This window comes from Muricoccus nepalensis, from assembly GCF_006438825.1.
Classification (GTDB): Bacteria; Pseudomonadota; Alphaproteobacteria; order Acetobacterales; family Acetobacteraceae; genus Roseomonas; species Roseomonas nepalensis.
The window spans coordinates 82,682-101,547 of sequence record NZ_RCZP01000020.1 but is presented as its reverse complement, the minus strand read 5'-3'; the positions used below and the strand labels follow the sequence as shown (position 1 = coordinate 101,547).

Here is an 18,866-nt window from a genome sequence, read left to right as displayed (position 1 = left end):
TCAGGACCGGCGCTGTTGAACTTCAGCACCCAGTCCCGGACGATCTGCAGCGTCACGCCGCCGATCCTGGCCGCTTCGGTCCGCGTCGCACCATCGTAAACCGCAGCTAGCGAAAGCAGCCGCCGGGCCTGAGCCGCATCCTTCGTCCGTCGCGCTGCCACGCGCAGGCGAACCGCGTCGAAGTCACCCCGAAGCGGAATGGCCATGGCGAACCTCCAGCGTTCGCCATCTTGAATCACGATCCGGCCCCATGAGGGAATCCCCCACGAGAGTCAGGGTCTCCGAGATTTAGTATAAGGCTGCCGCTGACCCGGGCCGAACCAGCCACAGTGGCAAGGCTCTCCCACACGCTCACCCTGGTGATGGAGCAGGAGGAAGCCACAGCAGCCGCGATTGCACGGCCCCGTGTCCGGCAGGTCGCCTGAGATGGCCAAGGAGCCCGAGTTCCTAAGGGATGACCCTGCATCGGCTCAGGCCGTGGCGCGAGTAGGCTTGGTTGGCGGTTTTATTGGGGCGTGGTGCACGTTGATCCACATCCTGACGGCACGGCCCGTCACGCCAGTGCCGATGCTGGTCATGGCCTCCTTCGTGACCGTCGGCTACGCCGTCTCCAACCGGGAACGCTTCCTGGCTGCGAGCCTTAACCGCTGGGATGAAGCCGTGGCTTTCGCGGGCTTGGCTGCACTCGCGCAGGCTATCGTTCGAGCGATGGCAGCTTGACGAACCAGCATGGTCTTACGGTTTCTTCTGGTGAATAGCAGGCGTCATTAGCCAGTGGTGACCACTTGCTGCATCCACAGCAGCGTACCATCGAAATGGTCCGATCGAAGGTCGAGTGGAAGAAAGAGGCAGCAATACCGGCATCTTTTCGGTGCCGTTCTGCCGGGTCGTTCCTCCTGTTTCGGTTCACCGGCGCCGGTCACAGCCATTTCGCGCGCTTGAAGCTGACGAACAACGTAACGCAGAGGGCGGCGATGACACCAAGGACTACGAAGTAGCCGTACTCCGCCTTCAGCTCCGGCATGTTCTCGAAGTTCATGCCGTAGATGCCGGCAATGGCGGTCGGCACCGCCAGGATGGCCGCCCAGGCGGCGAGCTGACGGGTGATGACACCCTGCCTCTTTTGCTCCAGCAAAGAGCTCACCTCGAACACCGACGTCAGCACCTCCCTTAGGGCATCCACCATGGTCTGAACCCGGCGGACGTGATCGAGAACATCGCTGAAGTACGGGCGGGCATCGGCATCAACACAGGGAAGATCGAGACGAACCAGCTTGGAGCAGACCTCACCCATCGGACCGAGAACACGTTGGAAGCGGATCAGCTGGCGACGCAGATGGAACAAGCGGGTGACCTGCTCGCCATCGAGGAAGTTGGCGATCGCGTGCTGCTCCATGGCAAGCACGTCCTCCTCGATGGTCTCCACGATCGGCAGGTAACCATCGACGATGAAGTCCAGCACCGCATGCAAGACGTAGTCGACGCCGTGCGCGAGGAGCTTCGGCGCAGCCTCCAGATGAGCACGCAGTTCAGCATGCCCTCGGCCTGATCCATGGCGAACGGTGATGATGTGGTTGCGGCCGACGAACAGCGCTGTCTCACCATAGGTGATGTGGTCGTCCTCGAGGTGAGCCGTCCGAGCCAGCACGAAGAGCTGCTCTCCGTAGACGTCCACCTTCGGGAGCTGATTGCCCTTCAGGGCATCCTCGACCGCGAGCGGGTGAAGCCTGTAGGTCTCCTGAAGCTGCTTCAGCTCCTCCGCCGTGGGGTCAATCAGCCCGATCCAGGCGAACTCGTTGGGGTTGCCAGTGCACGGGTTCGGCTTATTGACGTCCAGAGCCTGGAGCCGCTCGCCTTGGCGGTAGAGGTGCGCCGCGACCACTGTCATTTCCGGACCTCGATTATAGCAGCACCATCATAACGATCGTCCGGCCCCTTAGTGGCAGGCGCCCGTGCCTGTCCCGATCCACCGGGCGGGTGCGGCCGGGAGGATCTCCAGCACCAAGGGGTTGCTCGCCCTTGTACAGCCCGATCCCTGAGGGCGGCGAACGGCCGAGTGCGTCCCGCGGGCTGATGGGAGTTCCCGGAGCGGGACGATGTTGCGACCTTGCGGTTCCATGAGCCTTTCGTCAGCCGCGTTCCGTTGGTCATGACCGGGCGTTACAGGCGAAACCATAAGACGCAGGAACCGCCGGGTGACCCCAGACATGAACCAGCCGTCACCCGCGCCATCCCGCTCTCCTCCTCCGGTGACCGAGCACCCAGCAGGGCCCGGCATCATGCTCGCGGCGCTCGGCGTGGTGTTCGGCGACATCGGGACCAGTCCGCTCTACGCGTTCAAGGAGTCCCTGCACTCGGCCGGACACGGGGGAGATCCCGCGCTCGGCATCGCCTCCCTGATCTTCTGGGCCGTGCTGCTGGTCGTCGGCATCAAGTATGTCCTGTTGGTCATGAGCGCCGACAACCACGGCGAGGGCGGGACCATCTCCCTCCTGTCCCTTGCCCTGCCCGCCGCTCCGGAGCGCTGGCGTGGAACGGTCCTCATGGTGGGTCTGGCAGGCGCCTCCCTGTTCTTCGGCGACGCGATGATCACCCCAACGATCTCCGTCCTCTCGGCCGTGGAAGGCTTGCACGTCGTCACCCCCGCTCTGACGCCCTACGTCGTGCCCCTCGCCTGCGTTGTCCTCGCCCTCCTGTTCCTTGTGCAGCGCCGCGGCAGTGCGGCGATCGGGCGTTTCTTCGGTCCGGTCATGCTGGCCTGGTTCGCGGTGCTGGCGATTGCCGGGCTGGTGCACGCGCTGAGGCACCCCCAGGTCTTCGCTGCCCTGAGCCCTACCTACGCCTGGGACTACCTCATCCACGCGCCCGGCACCGGCGCCTTCCTGGTCCTCGGCAGCGCCTTCCTGGCTCTCACGGGGGGCGAGGCGCTCTACGCCGACATGGGGCACTTCGGGCGGCGAGCGATCCGGCTGGACTGGTTCCTGCTGGTTCTTCCGGCCCTGGTGCTGAACTACCTGGGGCAGGCCGCGGTGGTGATCACCGACCCGTCGGCCGCCGCCAACCCCTTCTTTGGCCTGTTCCCCTCCTGGCTGCTGATCCCGGTTGTTCTGCTCGCCACGGCGTCGACCGTCATCGCGAGCCAGGCCGTGATCTCCGGCGCCTTCACCCTGGTGCAGCAGGCCATCCAGATGGGGCACGTGCCACGCCTGGAGGTCCGGCAGACCTCGAAGGATGCCGCCGGGCAGGTCTACCTGCCCCAGGTGAACTGGATCCTCGCTGCCGCCGTGCTGGGCCTCGTGTTGGGTTTCGGCTCGTCCACCGCGCTGGCCAACGCCTACGGCATCGCCGTGGCGGGGGACATGCTGGCCACGACCCTCCTGCTCTCGGTGGTGGCCCTGGGGCAGTGGCGGCAGCCCCCGGCCCTCGTGCTGGCCGTGGGCGCGCCCTTCCTCCTGCTCGACCTCGTCTTTGTCACCTCCAACCTGCACAAGGTGCCCGATGGAGGGTGGTTCCCGCTGCTCGTCGGCGCCGCGTGCCTGACCATGTCCCTGCTGTGGCGCAAGGGAAAGGCGGTGCTGGCGTCCCGGCGCGACGAGGACGCCCAGGAACTCGACGCCTTCATCGGCCGCCTCTCCGGCCCCGACGCGCCGCCGCGCACGCGTGGCGTGGCGATCTACCTCAGCGGGCAGAGGACCACGGTGCCCACGGCCCTGGCGCTCAACCTGCGGCATAACGGGGTGCTGCACGAGAGGGTATGGCTCCTGCGGGTCGAGGCGGAACGGCAGCCGCGGGTTCCCGAAGCCGAGCGCCTGTCGGTGGAAGACCTCGGATGCGGCGTCGTGCGCGCCACGCTGCGCTTCGGCTTCGCCGAGGACCCCAACGTACCGGCCGCGCTGCGGGTCCATGGAGCAGCCTTTGGCCTGGACCCGCAGGCCGCCTCCTTCTTCGTCGGCCGCGATGTGCCAGTTGCCTCCATGCGGCCGGACCTGTCGGCCTGGCAGGAAGGGGTGTTCAGCTACCTCGCCCGCAACGCCATGCGGTCGTCGGACTACTTCCGGGTGCCACCGAACAGGGTCGTTGAGCTGGGCTCCCGCGTGGAGGTGTAGGAACGATATGGGCAGCAAGGACCGCCTGGTCTGACGAGGCTGCACCTCGTCGTTGGCCCTGACACCGGTGTGATCGCGGCTGTTAGCTCTGCGACAGACGGTTCATCAGCGACTATGTTGGAGGCGCCAGAAAACTGGAGGCAGCGTGGAGAAGATCACGCATCTCACAAGCGCAAGCAACGCCATTGGCATTATCCGTGAACGTATGATCTTCGGAGCCAACGTTGGCACCCCCAACAGCCTTGAGGCCTACCCGCACTTCTACCACGTGACCCATCCCCGATCAGGCAAGCCCCATCCGGCTAAGGTTGAGGTGCAACTGATCTTCGAGTGCGACTTTCCAAAGGTTCGGGCAAGAGGTGAGCTTCCCGAACCTGGCACTCTGAACGAGCACTGGCACGACCTGGGTCATCGCTCCTTCTGGCAATACACTATCCATCCTGACGGACCGCCAATCCGACTTGTTGGGTTCATCATGCTTGATTCGGACGTGAGCAGTCGGGATCGACAGCTGCTGGAACGGGGAGTGGCGGACCGTCCTCTGATTCAGCCCGTCTGGCATCCCTCCTCAGCCATGGCGAAGAAGACTGAGCCGGTGTCGCCGCTGACGCCGCGTCCTGGCTTACTTCGTCGGCTGCTGGGCAGAAGCTGACGCTCCGCCTGCTCCCTCACCGAGTGCTGTTTAGAGCCGGATGTTTGAACCTTGCGGCCACAAACAGCGAGAAGACCGAGCAGGCGGGCTTATCGGCCTGGCAGGAGGGGGTGTTCAGCTAGCTTGTCCGCAACGCCATGCGGTCGTCGGACTGCTTCCGAATACCACCGAACCGGGTCGTTGAGCTGGGCTCTCGCGTCGAGGTGTGATGAGACCTTTCTGGCGGCACCAGCCCCTCTTTGCTCATAACTAAAATGGTTGCTATCGTTCGGCGATGGCAGAAATCTCCCCTGTGACCTGCCGGGCAGCCCGGGCGCTGTTGGCTTGGCCGCAACAGCAGCTCGCAAGTGCTGCAAACATTGGTTTGTCCACTGTCAAAAGCTTCGAAGGCGGCAACACGCTTCCCCGGCGCACCAGCCTTGATGCCATGCAGCGCGCCCTCGAGGCAGCGGGCGTTACCTTCACCAACGGTGGTGAGCCGGGCGTGAAACTTCGGAAGGCTGGCTCATGACACCGGAGCAGTGCCGTGAAGCTCGAGCCCTCCTCTGCTGGACCGAAGTGCAACTTGCCAAGCACGCCGGCATCAAGGTGGAGACGGTGCGCTACGTCGAAGCGGGCAATGGGCGGCCGAAGGCGCTGACGCTCGCCACCATCCGCACTTGCTTGGAGGCCGCCGGTGTGGAGTTCATCCCCGGGAGCGCAAACAGCGCCGGAGTGCGGATGCGCGAGGCAGAGAAGAGGTGACCAGGACCACTTGGAGCTGAACGTTCCGACAAGGCGCCACGCGCATCAACCAACGGCCTCCTCCCCTTTCGCCCGGGATCGAGACAGTGGTTTGACCGTTGCGTTCACTTCGCCTGGAACGCCGCGGCGAGGGCGGAGACGCTCAAGCCCTCCTCGGCGTCGAACAGGTCCCACAGGAAGGCGCTGCCGGTCCGTCGCTCGACCTCCGCGATCAAGGTCATCACATCGAGAGAGTCGATGATGCCAAGGCCCACCAGGTCCTGCTCGGCGAGAGCCTCTACCGAGAGGCCGGCCTGCTCCACCTTCGGGCGCAAGACCTCCAGGATCGTCGTGCGAACCGCATCCTCAGCCACCCACCATCTCCAGCGCCATCTCAACCACTACGCTTTGGCCTCCCGTGACCACAACGTTAAAGGGCCCTCATCCGCAAGCCAGGCCGGCTGTAGGATGACCAGCTACTTCCTCAGCAGCCATTTAAGAGCCCGCTTCATAACGGCTGGGTTGGGGTGAGCGGCGGGGGTTCTACGCGTTCGGAGGGTGTCTGACGTCCTTCGAGGTGGCCCATGTGGACCCCTGCCGCCCGCGTGCAGCTTGCGCGCGGCTCTCATCCCTATGCAACGTGCCTGACCGATACCGAGTGGGCGGTGGTCGCGCCCTTCCTGCCCCGTCCAGCGCACACCGGGCGACCACGGTCCTGGCCGATGCGGCTGGTGGTCGACGCTATCCTGTACGTGCTTCGGACGGGTTGTGCCTGGGCCCACCTGCCGCGCGAGTTCTTCACCGACGGCGGCCGTGCTGGACGCCCAGTCCGCCCGCTCGGGCGGTGTCGGCGTGAAGGGTGTTCGCGGCTACGATGCCGGGAAGAACGTGACGGGGCGCAAGCGTCACGCCCTGGTGGATACCGACGGCAGGCTCCTGCTGGCCGCGGTCTCACCAGCCTCCCTGCACGACAGCCGAGGGGGTGCGGCCCTCCTGGCCATGTCGCGCCGTCCATGGCCGTTCCTCGCTCGCTGCTTTGCCGACCGCGCCTATGCCGGGTCCCGCGTGGCTCAGGCCTCGTCGATTGCCGTCAGCATCGTCGGCCGGGCACCCGGGCAGAAAGGCTTCGCTGTGCAGCCCAGGCGTTGGGTGGTGGAGAGATCCTTCGCGTGGTTCGGCCGGTGCCGACGCCTCGCCCGCGACCACGAGGCGACCGTCAGCTCCGCCGTCGCCTTCTTCACCCTCGCCGCAGCCATGGTCCTCGTCAGGCGGCTGGCTCAGACGTTATGAAGCGGGCTNTGTCGCGCCGTCCATGGCCGTTCCTCGCTCGCTGCTTTGCCGACCGCGCCTATGCCGGGTCCCGCGTGGCTCAGGCCTCGTCGATTGCCGTCAGCATCGTCGGCCGGGCACCCGGGCAGAAAGGCTTCGCTGTGCAGCCCAGGCGTTGGGTGGTGGAGAGATCCTTCGCGTGGTTCGGCCGGTGCCGACGCCTCGCCCGCGACCACGAGGCGACCGTCAGCTCCGCCGTCGCCTTCTTCACCCTCGCCGCAGCCATGGTCCTCGTCAGGCGGCTGGCTCAGACGTTATGAAGCGGGCTCTGAGACGTCAGGTCAGACAAGCTTTCACCTTCGCCATCGCGAACCATTCAACACTCCCAACCAAATAATCTCGGATCGATTACTTGTTAAATCGCAATCAAATTATTTTGTAACACATGCATGATAAATGCCGTTATGCTACATTTGCAATAGATTTTCTCTTCCACATGGCGCGTGGGTCTACCGACAAGAGGACGTAGCTCATGAACGATGTTTCGAACCCTCAGCACGATGATCTTGGGCGCATGGTCGCGGCATCCTTGGAGGGGGCTCTGGAGGCGATGGTCCGGCGCCAGACGGAGGGTGACCGGCTGCCGTTGATCCTTAGGTTGCGCGCGCAGATGGAGCAGGTCCTGGCGAACGCGCCGCTCAGGGGAGACCTTGTGAAGGCGATCGCCCTCCGTACTCGGATGGCTGCCCTGTTCGATGCCGAGTTCAACCGCCTGGAAGCTTTTGAGAGATTACCGGCGCAGCCCTAGTCAGATTGGTGGCGGGCGGGCCTCATGGCTCATCGTCTGGTTCTCGAGGCGCTGCTGATCGTCGCACGCTGGCATCCTGTGGAGCCGTCAAACGGGTACGTGCCAGTGGAACCACATGGGTTACGGACCTGAGGCAAGGAAGGTTTTAGAGGGAGTGGATCACAGGCAGGTCCGCCTATACCCCGTTACTTCTTCCACGTTCGTGACAGCTTCTTCTCACCGGATATGGTTGGAACCGAGTTACCCGACCTTCGGGCAGCACGCGCCAAGGCCGTTGCAACGGCTGGCAGCATCCTTTGTGAGAACTCGGGAGGGCTGTGTGAAGGCCACCCCTGGCGCTTAGAGTTGACGGGAGAAGGCGGACAGGTCCTCTTTGCAATGCAAGTCGTACTGGACCCGCCGAAGCTGGTGGAATGAACGTCCCAACCAAGCACCACCCGCATTAACCAACCGTCGGGCCTCCTCCGCACCCCTCTTGACCTGATCAGGGCAGCGGCTTGATCGTCGCGCTCCCGCCACCTCCAAAGCTTCCAGTAACCCGGTCTGGCCGGTTCACCGGGGCCGTCGCCGGCAGTTCCGATGGAGCACCCTCTTTGGTAGGGGAGAAGTCGAGACAGCTGCCCCGGGCGGGGTTGAGGATCAGCCAGCGTTTGTCCTCCGGAAAGTCCGCCGTTATGAATTCCACGTACCGGTTTGGGGCGCTCTGAGCATGGATCAGGTCTGCCTCTTTGGAGCAGAGCGCCATGCAGCAGCACACCACCTCTTACGGCCCGCCACACTCGGACCGTCCGCCCGAGCGGCACCGCCTCGTCCGCAAGCTGCAGAGCATCACGGACCTGACGGCCGAGGAGCGGCAGGCGCTCCTCGACCTGCCCATGACCGTCCGGAGCTACGCCAGGGGCGAGGACATCGTGCGAGAGGGCGACACCCCGAGCGAGTGCTGCCTGGTCCTGGAGGGCTTTGCCTGCCGCTATAAGCTCCTGCCCGATGGGCGGCGGCAGATCATGGCCTTCCACACGCCCGGCGACATGCCCGACCTGCAGAGCCTCCACATCGGGGTCATGGACCACTCCGTCGCCGCGATGATGCCGACCCAGGCGGCGTTCATCCCGCACACGAGCATGCGCGATCTGACGCATGCCTACCCCGGGTTACTGCACGCGTTCTGGCGCGACACGCTGATCGACGCCGCCATCTTCCGGGAGTGGCTAATCGGGGTCGGCCGGCGGGACGGCCACGAGCGCATTGCCCACCTCATCTGCGAGATGCTGCTGCGCTTCCGGGGGGTGGACCTTGCCCCGAACGACACCTTCAAGATGCCGGTGACCCAGGCCGACATCGGGGACGCGCTCGGCCTGTCCCATGTGCACGTGAACCGCGTGCTGCAGGACCTCCGACGGGACGGGCTGATCACCTGGACCAACTCTGTGGTCAGCATCCTGGATTGGGAAAAACTGCAGAAGCGCGCCCTTTTCGACGCGACGTACCTGCACCAGGTCCACGAGGCCGCCGCATGAGCCCGGACCTCACCTTGACCCCGGTGCGGCTAGGGACGGACGCGGCGGACGAGGATGGGCAGCTGGTGTTCGCCGGGGACTTCCTGGTCGCCGTGCTCGTGCGGCTGGCCGAGGGACACGAGGCGGTGGGGCACTGGTTCCTGGAGCATGGCTTCGGCCGGCTTCACGTGACTGTGCCCCCGACCTTCTCCGACCTGCAGGCCGCCAAGCACTGGATTGCGGGCAGGCTGAGTGGCATCCCGGCCGGTGGGTCGCGCCTGTCGCCATGACCTGCCGGCTGCGTTTTGTGCTCTCAAGTGAGGCGCTGCCTCAAGCCCGCCTTTACCTTCTCGTGGTCTGATCGGCACACGAGAGGGCCATCCCCAATTCAGCTCGCTCCGGCGGTGAATTACGGCCTGGGCCGGTGTGGTCAGCAAAAGCTGGTGCACCACCCCCCTCGGACTTCTCGGGGCGAGGTTGGTCGTCGCGCTCTGGGAAGTGGAAGGGCCGGCAGGGCGCCCCTCCTGCCGGCCCTTCCGCGCCGAGCGCTCAGAGGCCGCCGGCCGCGAAGCGCGGCTTGGCTGAGTTGGGCACGAGAACAGGTTCCAACTACGGATCGTTGGCCGGTGTCTCTGACAGAAGCACCCGGCCGTCCCGCACCATCAAAAGGTCTCCCTTATCGAGGCTCACCTGCACCAGCGCCTCCTCCAGCAGGCGCGCCAACAGGGGCGGCAGCGGCGGAGCGGAGGGCAGCTTCATCGGATCTTCGGGCGACACGCGCTATCTGACTTCATCCATCATGCTGTCGATGGTCGGCGGCGCAGGATCAGACGCAAACACTTGCTTCAGCGACCCGTCCGGACTTTGCAGCATCACGAAGGTCTCATGGCCGCTGAGACCAAGCTTGCTCGCGACCGCAATGGCAGACTTGATCGCCGTTGCGTCGGTTTTGTAGCCGGTATAACGGTTTGCTTCTTGAACGATTGCCCAACCGTCGTCAGCGGGTGTCACGGTGTAGACCATCTTCGACAAGGCTTTGTCTCCGGGCGTCGTGGCCGCGCAAGCCCGTGCTCATGCTGAGATTGCTGTCGAGCACACTCAATACTTATAGCTTGCCTGGGTGATAAAACAGGGTGGGGCTGTGCCCCCACCCTGTTCATTCTTATCCTTGGTCCAGGTGCCTTCAGCGCTTGTTGGGGTTGGCGCCGCTGAGGTTGGTGCCGAGTGTATCGTCAACGGCTCGGCTTGCGGCGGTGCCGGGCGGGTTGCTGCCCGTCACGCCGACGCCAGCCGCCGTGCCGGTCGTGTCGTCCACCTCGACCTCGGTCCGGCGGACGGTGTCATGCACCGTCTCCGTACGCTCACCGGTGTCCTTGCGGATGACCAGCTCCTCCTTGACCCGCGCCTCCTTGCTGACGACGGCCTCCTCCGAGTGCTCGGTGGCGTCGATGACGCGCTCGCGGAACGCTTCGTCGGCATCGGTCAGCGGCCGGTCTACTGCGCGCCGCTGCACGTCAACGTGCTCCTCGCGCAGCGTCACCTGCTCGGTCACCGGCCTTTCCACGATGTAGGACCGCACCCGCACCCGGCCGCGCTCCACGTCGCGCTTGCCGATCCGGACCTGCTCTTCGACGATCGGGATCACCTCCTCGCCCCCGGTCCGGGTGGTGGAGGCCGCCGGCGCTGGCATGGAGGTTTGGCCGGTCACCGGTGCTGAAGCGGCTACCGCACCCGTGGCAACCGCACCGGTCGCGACCACGCCCAGTTCGGAGTTGGCGGGCGACGTCCCGACCACACCGGTTGCGGCGGCGGCCGGATGGCCGGTCCAACCCGACTGCCGCCACTCGGCCTCCTTGGAGTCGAGGTCCACCGCCCCGTTGTGCTCCAGGATGTTCATGGCCTGGTCGATCTTGCTCTCGTCAACCTGGGCCGAGACCACGTAGTTGCCGCGGCGGATCCCTTCGGCGTAGGCTGTACGGTCCTCGTCGGGGACAAAGAGGTCCTTCAGCGACCCCCAGAAGCCCGTATCCCCAGCGGTCGCCCCCGAGGTGGCCGTTCCGGTCGACGCGGTCTCGGCCGCGTGCACCTGGACCTGGCCGCTGCCGAGGCCGAGCTCGCGGGTGAGCTGGCTGACGGCCGCGTCGGCGGCCGTCCGAACATCGAACATGGCGGTGATGGTACGCGTCATTGTTGGCTTCCTTTCGGGTTTTCCGTCCGTTCGGCCGCCCCAGCAGCCGAGGCCGCTTGTTTCGGGACCAGCCGCTCAACCGTGGCTCGCTGTACCCGCCGTTCGGCGGCCTGCTCCACGCTCTCCTCGCTGTCGACGAAGCGCAGGTGGATCTCCTCTTTGAGAACCAGCTTCTTCGTGACGACGAGGACCTCCTCGACGACGGGAACGATGATCACGTTCCCCTCCTGTCGGGTCACCGGTACTTGGCTTACCTCGCGGCCGATGGGCACGTGCTCGACCTCGGCGTGTCGGCTGCGCAAGGTCTCGCGCAGGGTCTCCTCCACCGTCTCGGTGGTCAGTGAGACCCTGACGCGCCCCGTCTCCACAGTCCGCTTGCCGAGGTGGAGGACCTCCTCGATCAGTGGAATGACCTCCTCGGTCCTTCCTCTGTCGAGTGGGCTGCCCGACGGCCGTGTCTGCTCGACGTCGGGCGTCCCTGCGCCCTGTTCAGGCGATACGGGTGCTGCGGACCGTCAGCAGGTCACGGGTGCCACGGCGGGCGCCCAGCACCGAGGCGATCGCGCCCAGCAGCATGATCGCGAAGACCGCGAAGGCGGCCTTGGCGGCTCCGGAGGCCGCGGCGTCAGCCGCGCTACGGGCCTTCTCCTCGGCCTGGCGCGCCGTCTGAACCGCCTGTTGCTCGGCCTGCTGCACCCGGGCCTGCGCATCCTGAGGGCTGAGGTTGTACTCGGCCGCGACCAACCCGTTCAGGCGTTCACGGTCGGAGGTCGAGAGCTGCCCGTCGGTCACCCGCCGGGTCACCAAGGTGCTCATTTCTGCCTTGCGCTGATCCGAGGTCATCGTGGCCGGAACACCGCCGCCCCCGCTGAGGGCTCCCTGCACCCGGTCAACGAGACCCTGGGCTGCATTCTGCAGCGTGCCCGTGTCCGTGCGGTTGGCCGCCTGCTGGCCGACGGCGGACACCGCCGAACCCGTCCCGCTCGCAACGCTGCTGACCAGGCTGGAGGCGCCGGAGGCCGCGGTGGAGGCAATGCCGGAGACGAGGTTGCCCAGCAGCACCGCCGAGATCAGGAAGGTGGTGCCCCAGACCGCCAGGCCGTGCAGCGTGCCGTCCGTGTTGTCCGAGGTGCCCGACAGCCGGGCCGCGACGTAGCCGCCCGCGGCGAGGCCGATCAGGTTGGACACCAGCACCCAGATGGCGGCACCGATGCCGAAGGAGGAGGCGGAGGGCGTGCCCCGGGCCGTCGCGTCGACGCTGGTGGCGCCGATCCCGGCGCCGAGGGCGTTCAGCATCAGCCCGATCGTCAGTGCCACAACGGCGCCGGCAATCACCGCGCCCCAGGACACGCGTGAGGGCAGCGACGGGGCGCCCTCGGGGAGAACCGCCGTTGCCCTTGCGGCATCATTGTAGACGTCCGGTGTGGCGCGTGTTTGCACGATAGAAGTTCCTTCAGGTTTGTTCTGGAAGCCGGGCACCCACTGGAGCGGCAAGCCCACGGGGCATCGCACCGGTGCTGGTTGCTACTTTTTGGCGGCGCTCTCGGGTTCGCCTTCGGCACTTGCGGCCGTGCTACGAACCTCGGCGTTGGACTTTTCGACGCGACCTTCAGCTTCTGCCTTGGTATCGCCGGTGAGCGTGCTGATGGCGTCTTTGATGGAAGCCTTCACCTGCTCAGCGGTACCGGGAACCGGATCCCTATCCATCTGGCTTTTCCATGAGGACGTCTGAACGAGGCCAGGGTCGTTCAGACCTCGGCTCTTGCTCCGGTAACCGGCGAACCTTTTCAGGGTTCCTTCCGGGAGAACGATGTCATCGAAACAGACGGAGGCTTCTGCACTACAGGGGCACTCGCTCTGCACTAGTCCTTTGTCGGACCAGGTACCTTTGGCGGCGGACCGCCCGTGAAGCCGCGCTCACGGGCCCACACAACCAGAGCTGCCCGGGTGCGCACTCCCGTCCTGCGGTACAGCGCCGTGATGTGGTTGCGGACCGTGTTGCGTGAGATCCCGAGCTTGTGGGCGATGGAGGGATCAGCCATGCCGCGGCACACCAGGGCCAGCACATCGCGGCCGCGGGGTGGCAGATCCGCAAGCTCCGCGGTCATGGTGCCATCGAGGGCGTCCGGGCGCCGCAGTTTGGCGAGCTTCTCCAGCACCATGCGACTGAACCAGGACGTGTCACGCAGGACCGCCTCGATCGCGGACGCGATCTCCATCTCTGTGCGGCGGTGCTCAGCCACGTTCTGCGCCACCACCAGCACGCAGGACCCCTCCCCCATGCTCACCGCCTCGGCGGACAGAAGGACGTCCAACAGGTCACCCGCCCGGGTACGCAGCTGGAGAGCAAAGTCGCGTACGGCGCCATCCACCTCAAGCCGGCGCTCCAGCTCCCGACCGGCCGCCGGGTCAGCCCACAACCCGAGCTCGCCAGTCCATTTGCCGACCAGCTCCGCCTCGGGGTAGCCGCTTTCCCGGACAAAGGCGGTGTTGGCTTGCAGCAGGCGGCAGCCGGCACGCAGAGCGAGGAAAGTTGGTGCTGGTGAGAGGCGAAACGCCACATCGAAGCTGTTCTCGCTTCTCCGAAGAGCCTCCTCGGCCCGCTTGTGAGGCTCGATATCAACGAAGGTGAAGAGCATGCAGTCGGTGCCGCCGACCTCAATCGGCTGCCCGGCGACCACCACCCGTTTCTCGCCGCCCCCAGGAAGCTGAAGTAGGGCCTCCATTTGCGGGATGGTGCGCCCCTGTTGCAGCCGCTCGACGGCGAACTCCCGCCGGGCGGCACCCTCCAGCACGTCAATCTCATAGGCCGAGCGGCCGACCACCTGCTCCTCCGCGTAGCCGGTCATCTCGAGGAAGCCGCGGTTGACCTTGATGTGGCGGTGATCGGAGAGCCGCAGGATCACGGCGGGCGCCGGGTTCGCGCTGAAGGCGGCCTCAAAGCGCTCCTCGGCGTCGAAGCGCTCGGTCTCGTCGTTCAGGATCAGCACGAGGCAGTTCGGCACGCCGGCAGGGTCGTTGAGCACGAGGCTGCGGATCCGGTGGGTCCAGAGCGTCTCGTTCTCCCCGGCCGGCGCCACCTCGACCACCACCTCGTCAAAGGCCTCGCCGGCCATCACCCGCTCCATCGGGTAGGCCCCCTCGGGCAGGCGGTGCCGGTTGCGGTAGCGCAGCTCAAATCGGCCTCGGTACTCGGACACGGTGGCGCCCAGTTCAGCCACCTCGTGTACGCCGTGCATCCGGAGGGCAGCCTTGTTGGCCCAACTGATCCTCTGGTCGGGTTCAATAAGGATCACACCATCCTGCAGGGCGGCCAGGATAAGCCGGATCTGCTGCTGGTCGGCGTGCTCCTGCGAGGGGAGGTCAGGCATGCCGGGCTCCAGGCCACAAGCTGAACAAGGGTTCAGTCCGTCGGCGGGCGTTCGAGCTCGGCGTTGAGGGCTGCACCGATCAGCACGGCGGCACTCGACAGCCAGGCCCAGACCATCAGCGCGACCACGGCACCCAGCGAGCCATAGAGGCGGTCGTAGCCACCAGATCTCGAAACATAGAGGGAGAAGGCCACCGAGCTGAGCAGCCAGGCAACGGCGCCGAAGGCACCACCCCAGCTGACCCACTGCCACTGTGGGCACCGGCGGCTCGGCCCGTGCCGATAGGTCAGGGCCAGCCCCAAGGCCACGGCTGCCAGGAGCACCGGCCACCGGGCGAGGTGAAGGAGCACCTGCTCCATGCCCTCGGCTCCAGCCTCATCAGCAAGCCTCGCTGGCAAAAGGATGACGGCAAGCACCACGACGATAAAGGCCGCAGCGCCGACGGCGAAGAGTAGAGCTTCGCCACAGAGCCGAAGCAGACTCCGGCTTTCAAGCTCGCCATAAGCGACGTTCAGCGCCCCGAAAAGCTGGGCCGCGGCCGCAACGGCACCCCAGAGCGCTGCGCCGACCACGGCGGCCACCGTCGCCTTCCCAAAGCCACCCCCCTGAAGATCCGCAAGGCGGCCAAGGAGCTCGCCGGCCACCTCTGCCGCGCCGGCCGGCAGTAAACCGGAGGCGGTGTCCCGCAGGCCCTGTGTCGCTGCGGCAGGGTCGACGAAGGTACCACAAAGCCAGATCAGGGCTGCCAAGGCCGGGAACACCGTCAGCAAAGCGTAGAACGCCACGGCTGCCGCCTCCCCCAGAAGGCGCTTCTCAAAGACCTGCACGCCGGTCCGGCGCAGGAGCCCCCACCACCTCCGCGGCGACAGGTCGGAAGGAGGCGTGACCCTGCCTTCCTCGACCTGTTGGGGCTCCGCCTGAGTTTCCAGCCCCGCCGGCTTCTGGTTGGGGTCCATCATCATACCATGTTCTACGCCCGAGAACCGGCCGGGAACCCCTTCGACCCGTTGAAGAAGTTTCCGTCATCGGCAGCCCACCGAGGTGATACTCCGACCCGTAGCCGTTTCCGTCAGCTCGGCATGGACCGGAGGACGCACGACGTGCACAGGACTGTCCCGCTGACCACCGTCGGCGCGATCTGCCGCAAGGTACGAGATCTTTGCGGCAAGCGGGGCGTCAGGCCCTCGCCTTTGCCCGCGACTTGGAGGCTGGCGGCTTGGCGGCAGAGCGCCGGGGCGCCTTCTGCACCTCCTCCACCGCTTCGTCCTCGCTATCCTGGTTGGGTGCTTCGAGCCCCTCGGCTATCTCGCTGAGCAGGGCGTCCGTGCGCTTCTCCTCATCCAAGGTCTCCTCCAGAAGCTCCTCTGCATCCTCATGGCCAAGCTTGCGCGCCCAGGTCTTGAGCAGGCCGTAGCGGGCGATCTCGTAGTGCTCAATGGCCTGCGCACAGCCGATCAGCACGTCGTCCGCCGCCTCAGTGCCACCGAAGGACTCCAAGTCCTCTTCCATCTCGGCCATCAGGCCCTGCATGGCCTCGCAGGTCTTTGCCCGAGGCGGCTTGCCGATGATCTCGAACACGCGGACCAAGCGCTCGACCTGAGCGGCACTCTCCTCGGCATGCCGTGTAAAGGCGTCCTTCAACTCGGGAGAGCGCGCGGCCTTGGCGGACTTCTTCAGTCCCCGTACCGACTGCTTCTCGGCGTAGTAAACGTCCTTGAGGGTCTCGTGAAAGGCATCAGCAAGGGTCTTCTCGGCCATGGTCGTCTTTCCTTTCTAGCGTGGCGGGTGTCCGTCCGCCGATGACCATGCAACGCGGGAAGAGGCTGGACGGTGCACTCCTCGTGAGCCGCCCTATGATCAGGACCGCCGATCCAGGATGCTCGAAAGCGGTGCGCCGAGTAGGCAGTGTACCCCATCGGGGTCAAAACTGATCCTTGCCTCTCCCTGCAGCTCCCGCACCAGCACCTCCTCAATCAGGCGCAGGCCAAAGCCACGATGCGTCGGGGGAGTGATGGCTGCTCCACCAGTCTCGTTCCAGCTGACACAGAGCTTGTCGCCTACCGGTCCGGGCACCACCAACCAATTCAGTCCGACGCGGCCGTGAGGTGCGGAAAGGGCTCCGTGCTTGAGTGCGTTGAGCCCAAGTTCGTGCAGCGCCAGACCAAGCACCACAGCGGCTCCCGCGCGAAGATGGATCGATGGTCCACTGGCCTCCACGCGCCCGGCATCGCCAAACCCAAAGGGCGCCAGCTGCGCCTGTGCAAGGGAGTGCAAAGGGACGCTTTGCCAGTGCGCGGCGACAATAGCCTTCTGCGCCTGTGCCAGCGCGGACAACCGCTCCTGCAGGGCAGCCCGGAACTCCTGTATGGAGCTGGTGGTGCGACCCAGACGCGTCGCAAGGGACTGCACCGCCGCCAGATTGTTCATGACCCGATGGTTGAGCTCGCCCAACAGGATCTGCTGACTGGCGGCTGCCCGCTCTCTCGTGCTCACGTCGCGTTGCGCCGACACCCAGTGGAGGAGCCGCCCCTCGGCATTGCGAACCGGGTTGACGAGCCACTCGTTGATGTACTCCGTCCCGTCCTTCCGGTAGTTCACGGCTGTGCCGAAGAAGGTACCGCCCTGCTCCAGAGCGGCCCTGAGGCGATCCATGGTCGAGCGGTCTGTCCGTGGACCTTGAAGGATCCTCGGCGTTTGCCCCAGGACCTCATCAAGCTCGTAGCCGGTGATGCGCGTGAAGGCGGGGTTGACGTACTCGATGCGCGGACCAGGACTGTCCAGATCGGCGCTGGTGACGATTACGCCGTCACTCACTGCTTCCGCGATGGTCCTGAACAGGACCAAATCCTGGGCCGGTGTTGTAAGCGGCTTGGCGGTGTTCACCCCAGCACCGTTAACAAGCGCGGAATTACGATCGTCCAAGCCTGTCATCAGTGACACCGGAGGTGAGGTGCCTTGCCGTGCACCGAGCTTGTATGACGCCCCAGAGGCAGTTCAGGTTTCCGCGAACAGCGCTCAGTTGTACTTTCGTGACCGTTCAGGATGCCGGCCGGATCGAGGGGCAAGGTGGCTCTCCCTTAAGCCGGGCGTCCCTGAACGTTGGCAACTCTCCGTGAGCAAGGTTGCACTGTCATCTAGGCGATGAGGGTGGCAGACACATCTAGCACCCACCAGTGATCAGATAATGCTGATGGTGGAGCTGTCATGCCGGCGCAACGAGAGGTTCAGCCCCTTCTGGTGAGGCGGTACGGACGAGATCGGCTCTACAACGTGACAAGGCAGCATTATGTCACCGTCCAGGAACTCCGCGGTTGGGCACAAAAGGGCCGGCCACTGGTGGTGATCGATGACGAGACCAACACGGACGTTACTCAGGTCCTGCTGGCTGCCGATCCTCCAAGGCTTGGCGCTGTCTTTCATTAAAGGGGCGCTACGGCTTGTTAGCGCCTTATGCCTGACCACGCACAGCCCTCGGCGGGCGAGGCCGCGCAGGAAGTCGGTCCAAAACGTCTCCATCTCGAAGGCGCCGGCCGCTATGCCAAGCACCTCGCGACGGCCGTCGCTGTTCACCCCCACCGCGATGGTGACAGCCACCGAGACGGTGCAGCCCGCGCCGCGGGTTCTCGTGTAGGTGGCGTCCAGCGATAGGTAAGGCCTGTCACCCTTGATCGGGCGGGCCGGAAAGTCCTGCACCCGCCCGTCGATCTCGCGCAAAGGCGTCTCACTTGGCTGTTGCTGATGCCTTCCATGCTCATGGCCCAGACCAGCTCGTCCACCGAGCGGGTCGAGATGCCCTGGATGTAGGCCTCCTGGATCACCGCCGTGAGCGCCTTCTCCGCCAGTCGCCTTGGCTCCAGGGAGGCCGGGAAGTACGAGCCGCGCCGGAGCTTCGGGATGCGGAGCTCGATCGTTCCAGCCCGGGTCTGCCAATCTCGTTCCCGATAGCCGTTCCGCTGGTTCACCCGCTCGGCGCTGCGCTCGCCATGGGCGGCACCGCAGACCTCCTCGGCATCCAGCTCCATTAGCCGATGGGCGGCAAAGCCAATCATCTCCCGCAGAAACGTCGTGTCAGAACCCCTCTCCAGCAGCTCGCGAAGGACAATCCTCTCGTCGGTCATCGTGGCGTCCTTGGGTCAGAGTTGCGTGTCGCAACACAACCCTAACCGAGGTTCACCACATGGCCGCCCTAACCCGGGCGGCCGCCTTCTACACCACCTCCGTGGACGCTACCGAAGTATGTCCGGCTCGGATGA

21 protein-coding genes and 4 pseudogenes are annotated in these 18,866 nt (G+C 65.5%); 11 read left to right on the top strand and 14 right to left on the bottom strand.

The window, feature by feature from the left end:
• Positions 1-206: pseudogene (locus tag EAH89_RS18400) on the bottom strand (helix-turn-helix domain-containing protein); the annotation flags it as partial.
• 220 nt (positions 207-426) lie between these two features.
• Between EAH89_RS18400 and EAH89_RS18395 the strand changes: the two are divergent.
• Positions 427-720 carry a hypothetical protein gene (locus tag EAH89_RS18395; protein WP_140885166.1) on the top strand — a complete coding sequence of 98 codons (294 nt, stop codon included), beginning with the start codon at positions 427-429 and terminating at the stop codon, positions 718-720.
• Between the two features lie 199 nt (positions 721-919).
• On the opposite strand, the gene corA is transcribed toward EAH89_RS18395, so the two are convergent.
• Entirely contained in the window at positions 920-1,888 is a 969-nt protein-coding gene (gene corA, locus EAH89_RS18390) for a magnesium/cobalt transporter CorA (RefSeq protein ID WP_140885165.1), read from the bottom strand.
• Positions 1,889-2,279: 391 nt separating this feature from the next.
• On the opposite strand from corA, the gene EAH89_RS18385 reads away from it, so the two are divergent.
• From EAH89_RS18385 to EAH89_RS18370, 4 genes are all read left to right on the top strand, one after another.
• The gene (locus EAH89_RS18385; protein ID WP_241667089.1) at positions 2,280-4,106 is read left to right on the top strand and encodes a potassium transporter Kup; all 1,827 of its coding nucleotides are present in this window, start codon (positions 2,280-2,282) and stop codon (positions 4,104-4,106) included.
• Positions 4,107-4,251: 145 nt separating this feature from the next.
• Positions 4,252-4,758 carry a hypothetical protein gene (locus EAH89_RS18380; protein ID WP_140885164.1) on the top strand — a complete coding sequence of 169 codons (507 nt, stop codon included), beginning with the start codon at positions 4,252-4,254 and terminating at the stop codon, positions 4,756-4,758.
• Positions 4,759-5,032: 274 nt separating this feature from the next.
• Positions 5,033-5,269: a helix-turn-helix domain-containing protein gene (locus tag EAH89_RS18375; protein ID WP_161993669.1), complete on the top strand. Its 237-nt coding sequence runs from the start codon at positions 5,033-5,035 to the stop codon at positions 5,267-5,269.
• Positions 5,266-5,502 (top strand): helix-turn-helix domain-containing protein, encoded by a 237-nt coding sequence (locus EAH89_RS18370; RefSeq protein ID WP_140885163.1) that lies wholly within the window; start codon positions 5,266-5,268, stop codon positions 5,500-5,502. Before EAH89_RS18375 ends, EAH89_RS18370 begins: the two co-directional genes overlap by 4 nt.
• 104 nt (positions 5,503-5,606) lie before the next feature.
• On the opposite strand, the gene EAH89_RS18365 is transcribed toward EAH89_RS18370, so the two are convergent.
• Positions 5,607-5,855 carry a phosphopantetheine-binding protein gene (locus EAH89_RS18365; RefSeq protein WP_161993668.1) on the bottom strand — a complete coding sequence of 83 codons (249 nt, stop codon included), beginning with the start codon at positions 5,853-5,855 and terminating at the stop codon, positions 5,607-5,609.
• 210 nt (positions 5,856-6,065) lie between these two features.
• Here EAH89_RS18365 and EAH89_RS18360 point away from each other — a divergent pair.
• The 6 genes and pseudogenes from EAH89_RS18360 (at position 6,066) to EAH89_RS18335 (ending at position 9,344) form a co-directional block, all read left to right on the top strand.
• Positions 6,066-6,771: pseudogene (locus EAH89_RS18360) on the top strand (transposase).
• Positions 6,772-6,782: 11 nt separating this feature from the next.
• A pseudogene (locus tag EAH89_RS31985) lies at positions 6,783-7,070 on the top strand (transposase); the annotation flags it as partial.
• 212 nt (positions 7,071-7,282) lie between these two features.
• A complete protein-coding gene (locus tag EAH89_RS18350) occupies positions 7,283-7,558 on the top strand; it encodes a hypothetical protein (RefSeq protein ID WP_140885160.1) in 276 nt (91 codons plus the stop codon).
• A 177-nt stretch (positions 7,559-7,735) separates the two neighbouring features.
• Complete coding sequence (locus EAH89_RS33495) at positions 7,736-7,975, top strand: DUF6894 family protein (protein ID WP_140885175.1); 240 nt, start codon at positions 7,736-7,738, stop codon at positions 7,973-7,975.
• 326 nt (positions 7,976-8,301) lie between these two features.
• Complete coding sequence (locus EAH89_RS18340; protein WP_140885159.1) at positions 8,302-9,075, top strand: Crp/Fnr family transcriptional regulator; 774 nt, start codon at positions 8,302-8,304, stop codon at positions 9,073-9,075.
• Positions 9,072-9,344, top strand: a complete 273-nt coding sequence (locus tag EAH89_RS18335; RefSeq protein ID WP_140885158.1) for a hypothetical protein — start codon at positions 9,072-9,074, stop codon at positions 9,342-9,344. Before EAH89_RS18340 ends, EAH89_RS18335 begins: the two co-directional genes overlap by 4 nt.
• A gap of 319 nt (positions 9,345-9,663) precedes the next feature.
• Here EAH89_RS18335 and EAH89_RS31400 read toward each other — a convergent pair whose 3' ends face one another.
• From EAH89_RS31400 to EAH89_RS18280, 11 genes and pseudogenes are all read right to left on the bottom strand, one after another.
• Entirely contained in the window at positions 9,664-9,813 is a 150-nt protein-coding gene (locus EAH89_RS31400) for a hypothetical protein (RefSeq protein WP_161993666.1), read from the bottom strand.
• A gap of 21 nt (positions 9,814-9,834) precedes the next feature.
• Positions 9,835-10,086 carry a hypothetical protein gene (locus EAH89_RS18330; RefSeq protein ID WP_140885157.1) on the bottom strand — a complete coding sequence of 84 codons (252 nt, stop codon included), beginning with the start codon at positions 10,084-10,086 and terminating at the stop codon, positions 9,835-9,837.
• 151 nt (positions 10,087-10,237) lie between these two features.
• Positions 10,238-11,242, bottom strand: a complete 1,005-nt coding sequence (locus EAH89_RS18325) for a YsnF/AvaK domain-containing protein (RefSeq protein WP_140885156.1) — start codon at positions 11,240-11,242, stop codon at positions 10,238-10,240.
• On the bottom strand, positions 11,239-11,643 hold the full coding sequence (locus EAH89_RS18320) for a DUF2382 domain-containing protein (RefSeq protein ID WP_277753857.1): 405 nt from the start codon (positions 11,641-11,643) through the stop codon (positions 11,239-11,241). The genes EAH89_RS18325 and EAH89_RS18320 overlap by 4 nt, the downstream gene beginning before the upstream one ends.
• An 88-nt stretch (positions 11,644-11,731) precedes the next feature.
• Positions 11,732-12,682 carry a hypothetical protein gene (locus EAH89_RS18315; protein WP_241667087.1) on the bottom strand — a complete coding sequence of 317 codons (951 nt, stop codon included), beginning with the start codon at positions 12,680-12,682 and terminating at the stop codon, positions 11,732-11,734.
• An 84-nt stretch (positions 12,683-12,766) separates the two neighbouring features.
• Positions 12,767-12,949, bottom strand: a complete 183-nt coding sequence (locus tag EAH89_RS18310) for a CsbD family protein (RefSeq protein WP_140885154.1) — start codon at positions 12,947-12,949, stop codon at positions 12,767-12,769.
• A 155-nt stretch (positions 12,950-13,104) separates the two neighbouring features.
• The gene (locus tag EAH89_RS18305) at positions 13,105-14,613 is read right to left on the bottom strand and encodes a PAS domain S-box protein (RefSeq protein WP_140885153.1); all 1,509 of its coding nucleotides are present in this window, start codon (positions 14,611-14,613) and stop codon (positions 13,105-13,107) included.
• A gap of 32 nt (positions 14,614-14,645) precedes the next feature.
• The gene (locus EAH89_RS18300) at positions 14,646-15,572 is read right to left on the bottom strand and encodes a YihY/virulence factor BrkB family protein (protein WP_161993665.1); all 927 of its coding nucleotides are present in this window, start codon (positions 15,570-15,572) and stop codon (positions 14,646-14,648) included.
• A 217-nt stretch (positions 15,573-15,789) separates the two neighbouring features.
• Positions 15,790-16,371 carry a YciE/YciF ferroxidase family protein gene (locus EAH89_RS18295; RefSeq protein WP_140885151.1) on the bottom strand — a complete coding sequence of 194 codons (582 nt, stop codon included), beginning with the start codon at positions 16,369-16,371 and terminating at the stop codon, positions 15,790-15,792.
• 99 nt (positions 16,372-16,470) lie between these two features.
• Positions 16,471-17,535, bottom strand: coding sequence for an HWE histidine kinase domain-containing protein (locus tag EAH89_RS18290; RefSeq protein ID WP_161993664.1), 1,065 nt, complete (start codon positions 17,533-17,535; stop codon positions 16,471-16,473).
• A gap of 543 nt (positions 17,536-18,078) precedes the next feature.
• Positions 18,079-18,731, bottom strand: a pseudogene (locus EAH89_RS18280) (IS256 family transposase); the annotation flags it as partial.
• Between the last annotated feature and the right edge of the window lie 135 nt (positions 18,732-18,866).

Excerpts from the sequence above, each read along its gene's own strand:
- EAH89_RS18305 (WP_140885153.1), bottom strand. The coding sequence starts at position 14,613 with ATGCCTGACCTCCCCTCGCAGGAGCACGCCGACCAGCAGCAGATCCGG.
- EAH89_RS18340 (WP_140885159.1), top strand. The coding sequence starts at position 8,302 with ATGCAGCAGCACACCACCTCTTACGGCCCGCCACACTCGGACCGTCCG.
- EAH89_RS18335 (WP_140885158.1), top strand. The coding sequence starts at position 9,072 with ATGAGCCCGGACCTCACCTTGACCCCGGTGCGGCTAGGGACGGACGCG.
- EAH89_RS18375 (WP_161993669.1), top strand. The coding sequence starts at position 5,033 with ATGGCAGAAATCTCCCCTGTGACCTGCCGGGCAGCCCGGGCGCTGTTG.
- EAH89_RS18300 (WP_161993665.1), bottom strand. The coding sequence starts at position 15,572 with ATGATGGACCCCAACCAGAAGCCGGCGGGGCTGGAAACTCAGGCGGAG.
- EAH89_RS18395 (WP_140885166.1), top strand. The coding sequence starts at position 427 with ATGGCCAAGGAGCCCGAGTTCCTAAGGGATGACCCTGCATCGGCTCAG.
- EAH89_RS18325 (WP_140885156.1), bottom strand. The coding sequence starts at position 11,242 with ATGACGCGTACCATCACCGCCATGTTCGATGTTCGGACGGCCGCCGAC.
- EAH89_RS18385 (WP_241667089.1), top strand. The coding sequence starts at position 2,280 with ATGCTCGCGGCGCTCGGCGTGGTGTTCGGCGACATCGGGACCAGTCCG.
- EAH89_RS18295 (WP_140885151.1), bottom strand. The coding sequence starts at position 16,371 with ATGGCCGAGAAGACCCTTGCTGATGCCTTTCACGAGACCCTCAAGGAC.
- EAH89_RS18370 (WP_140885163.1), top strand. The coding sequence starts at position 5,266 with ATGACACCGGAGCAGTGCCGTGAAGCTCGAGCCCTCCTCTGCTGGACC.
- EAH89_RS18310 (WP_140885154.1), bottom strand. The coding sequence starts at position 12,949 with ATGGATAGGGATCCGGTTCCCGGTACCGCTGAGCAGGTGAAGGCTTCC.
- EAH89_RS18350 (WP_140885160.1), top strand. The coding sequence starts at position 7,283 with ATGAACGATGTTTCGAACCCTCAGCACGATGATCTTGGGCGCATGGTC.
- corA (WP_140885165.1), bottom strand. The coding sequence starts at position 1,888 with ATGACAGTGGTCGCGGCGCACCTCTACCGCCAAGGCGAGCGGCTCCAG.
- EAH89_RS31400 (WP_161993666.1), bottom strand. The coding sequence starts at position 9,813 with ATGAAGCTGCCCTCCGCTCCGCCGCTGCCGCCCCTGTTGGCGCGCCTG.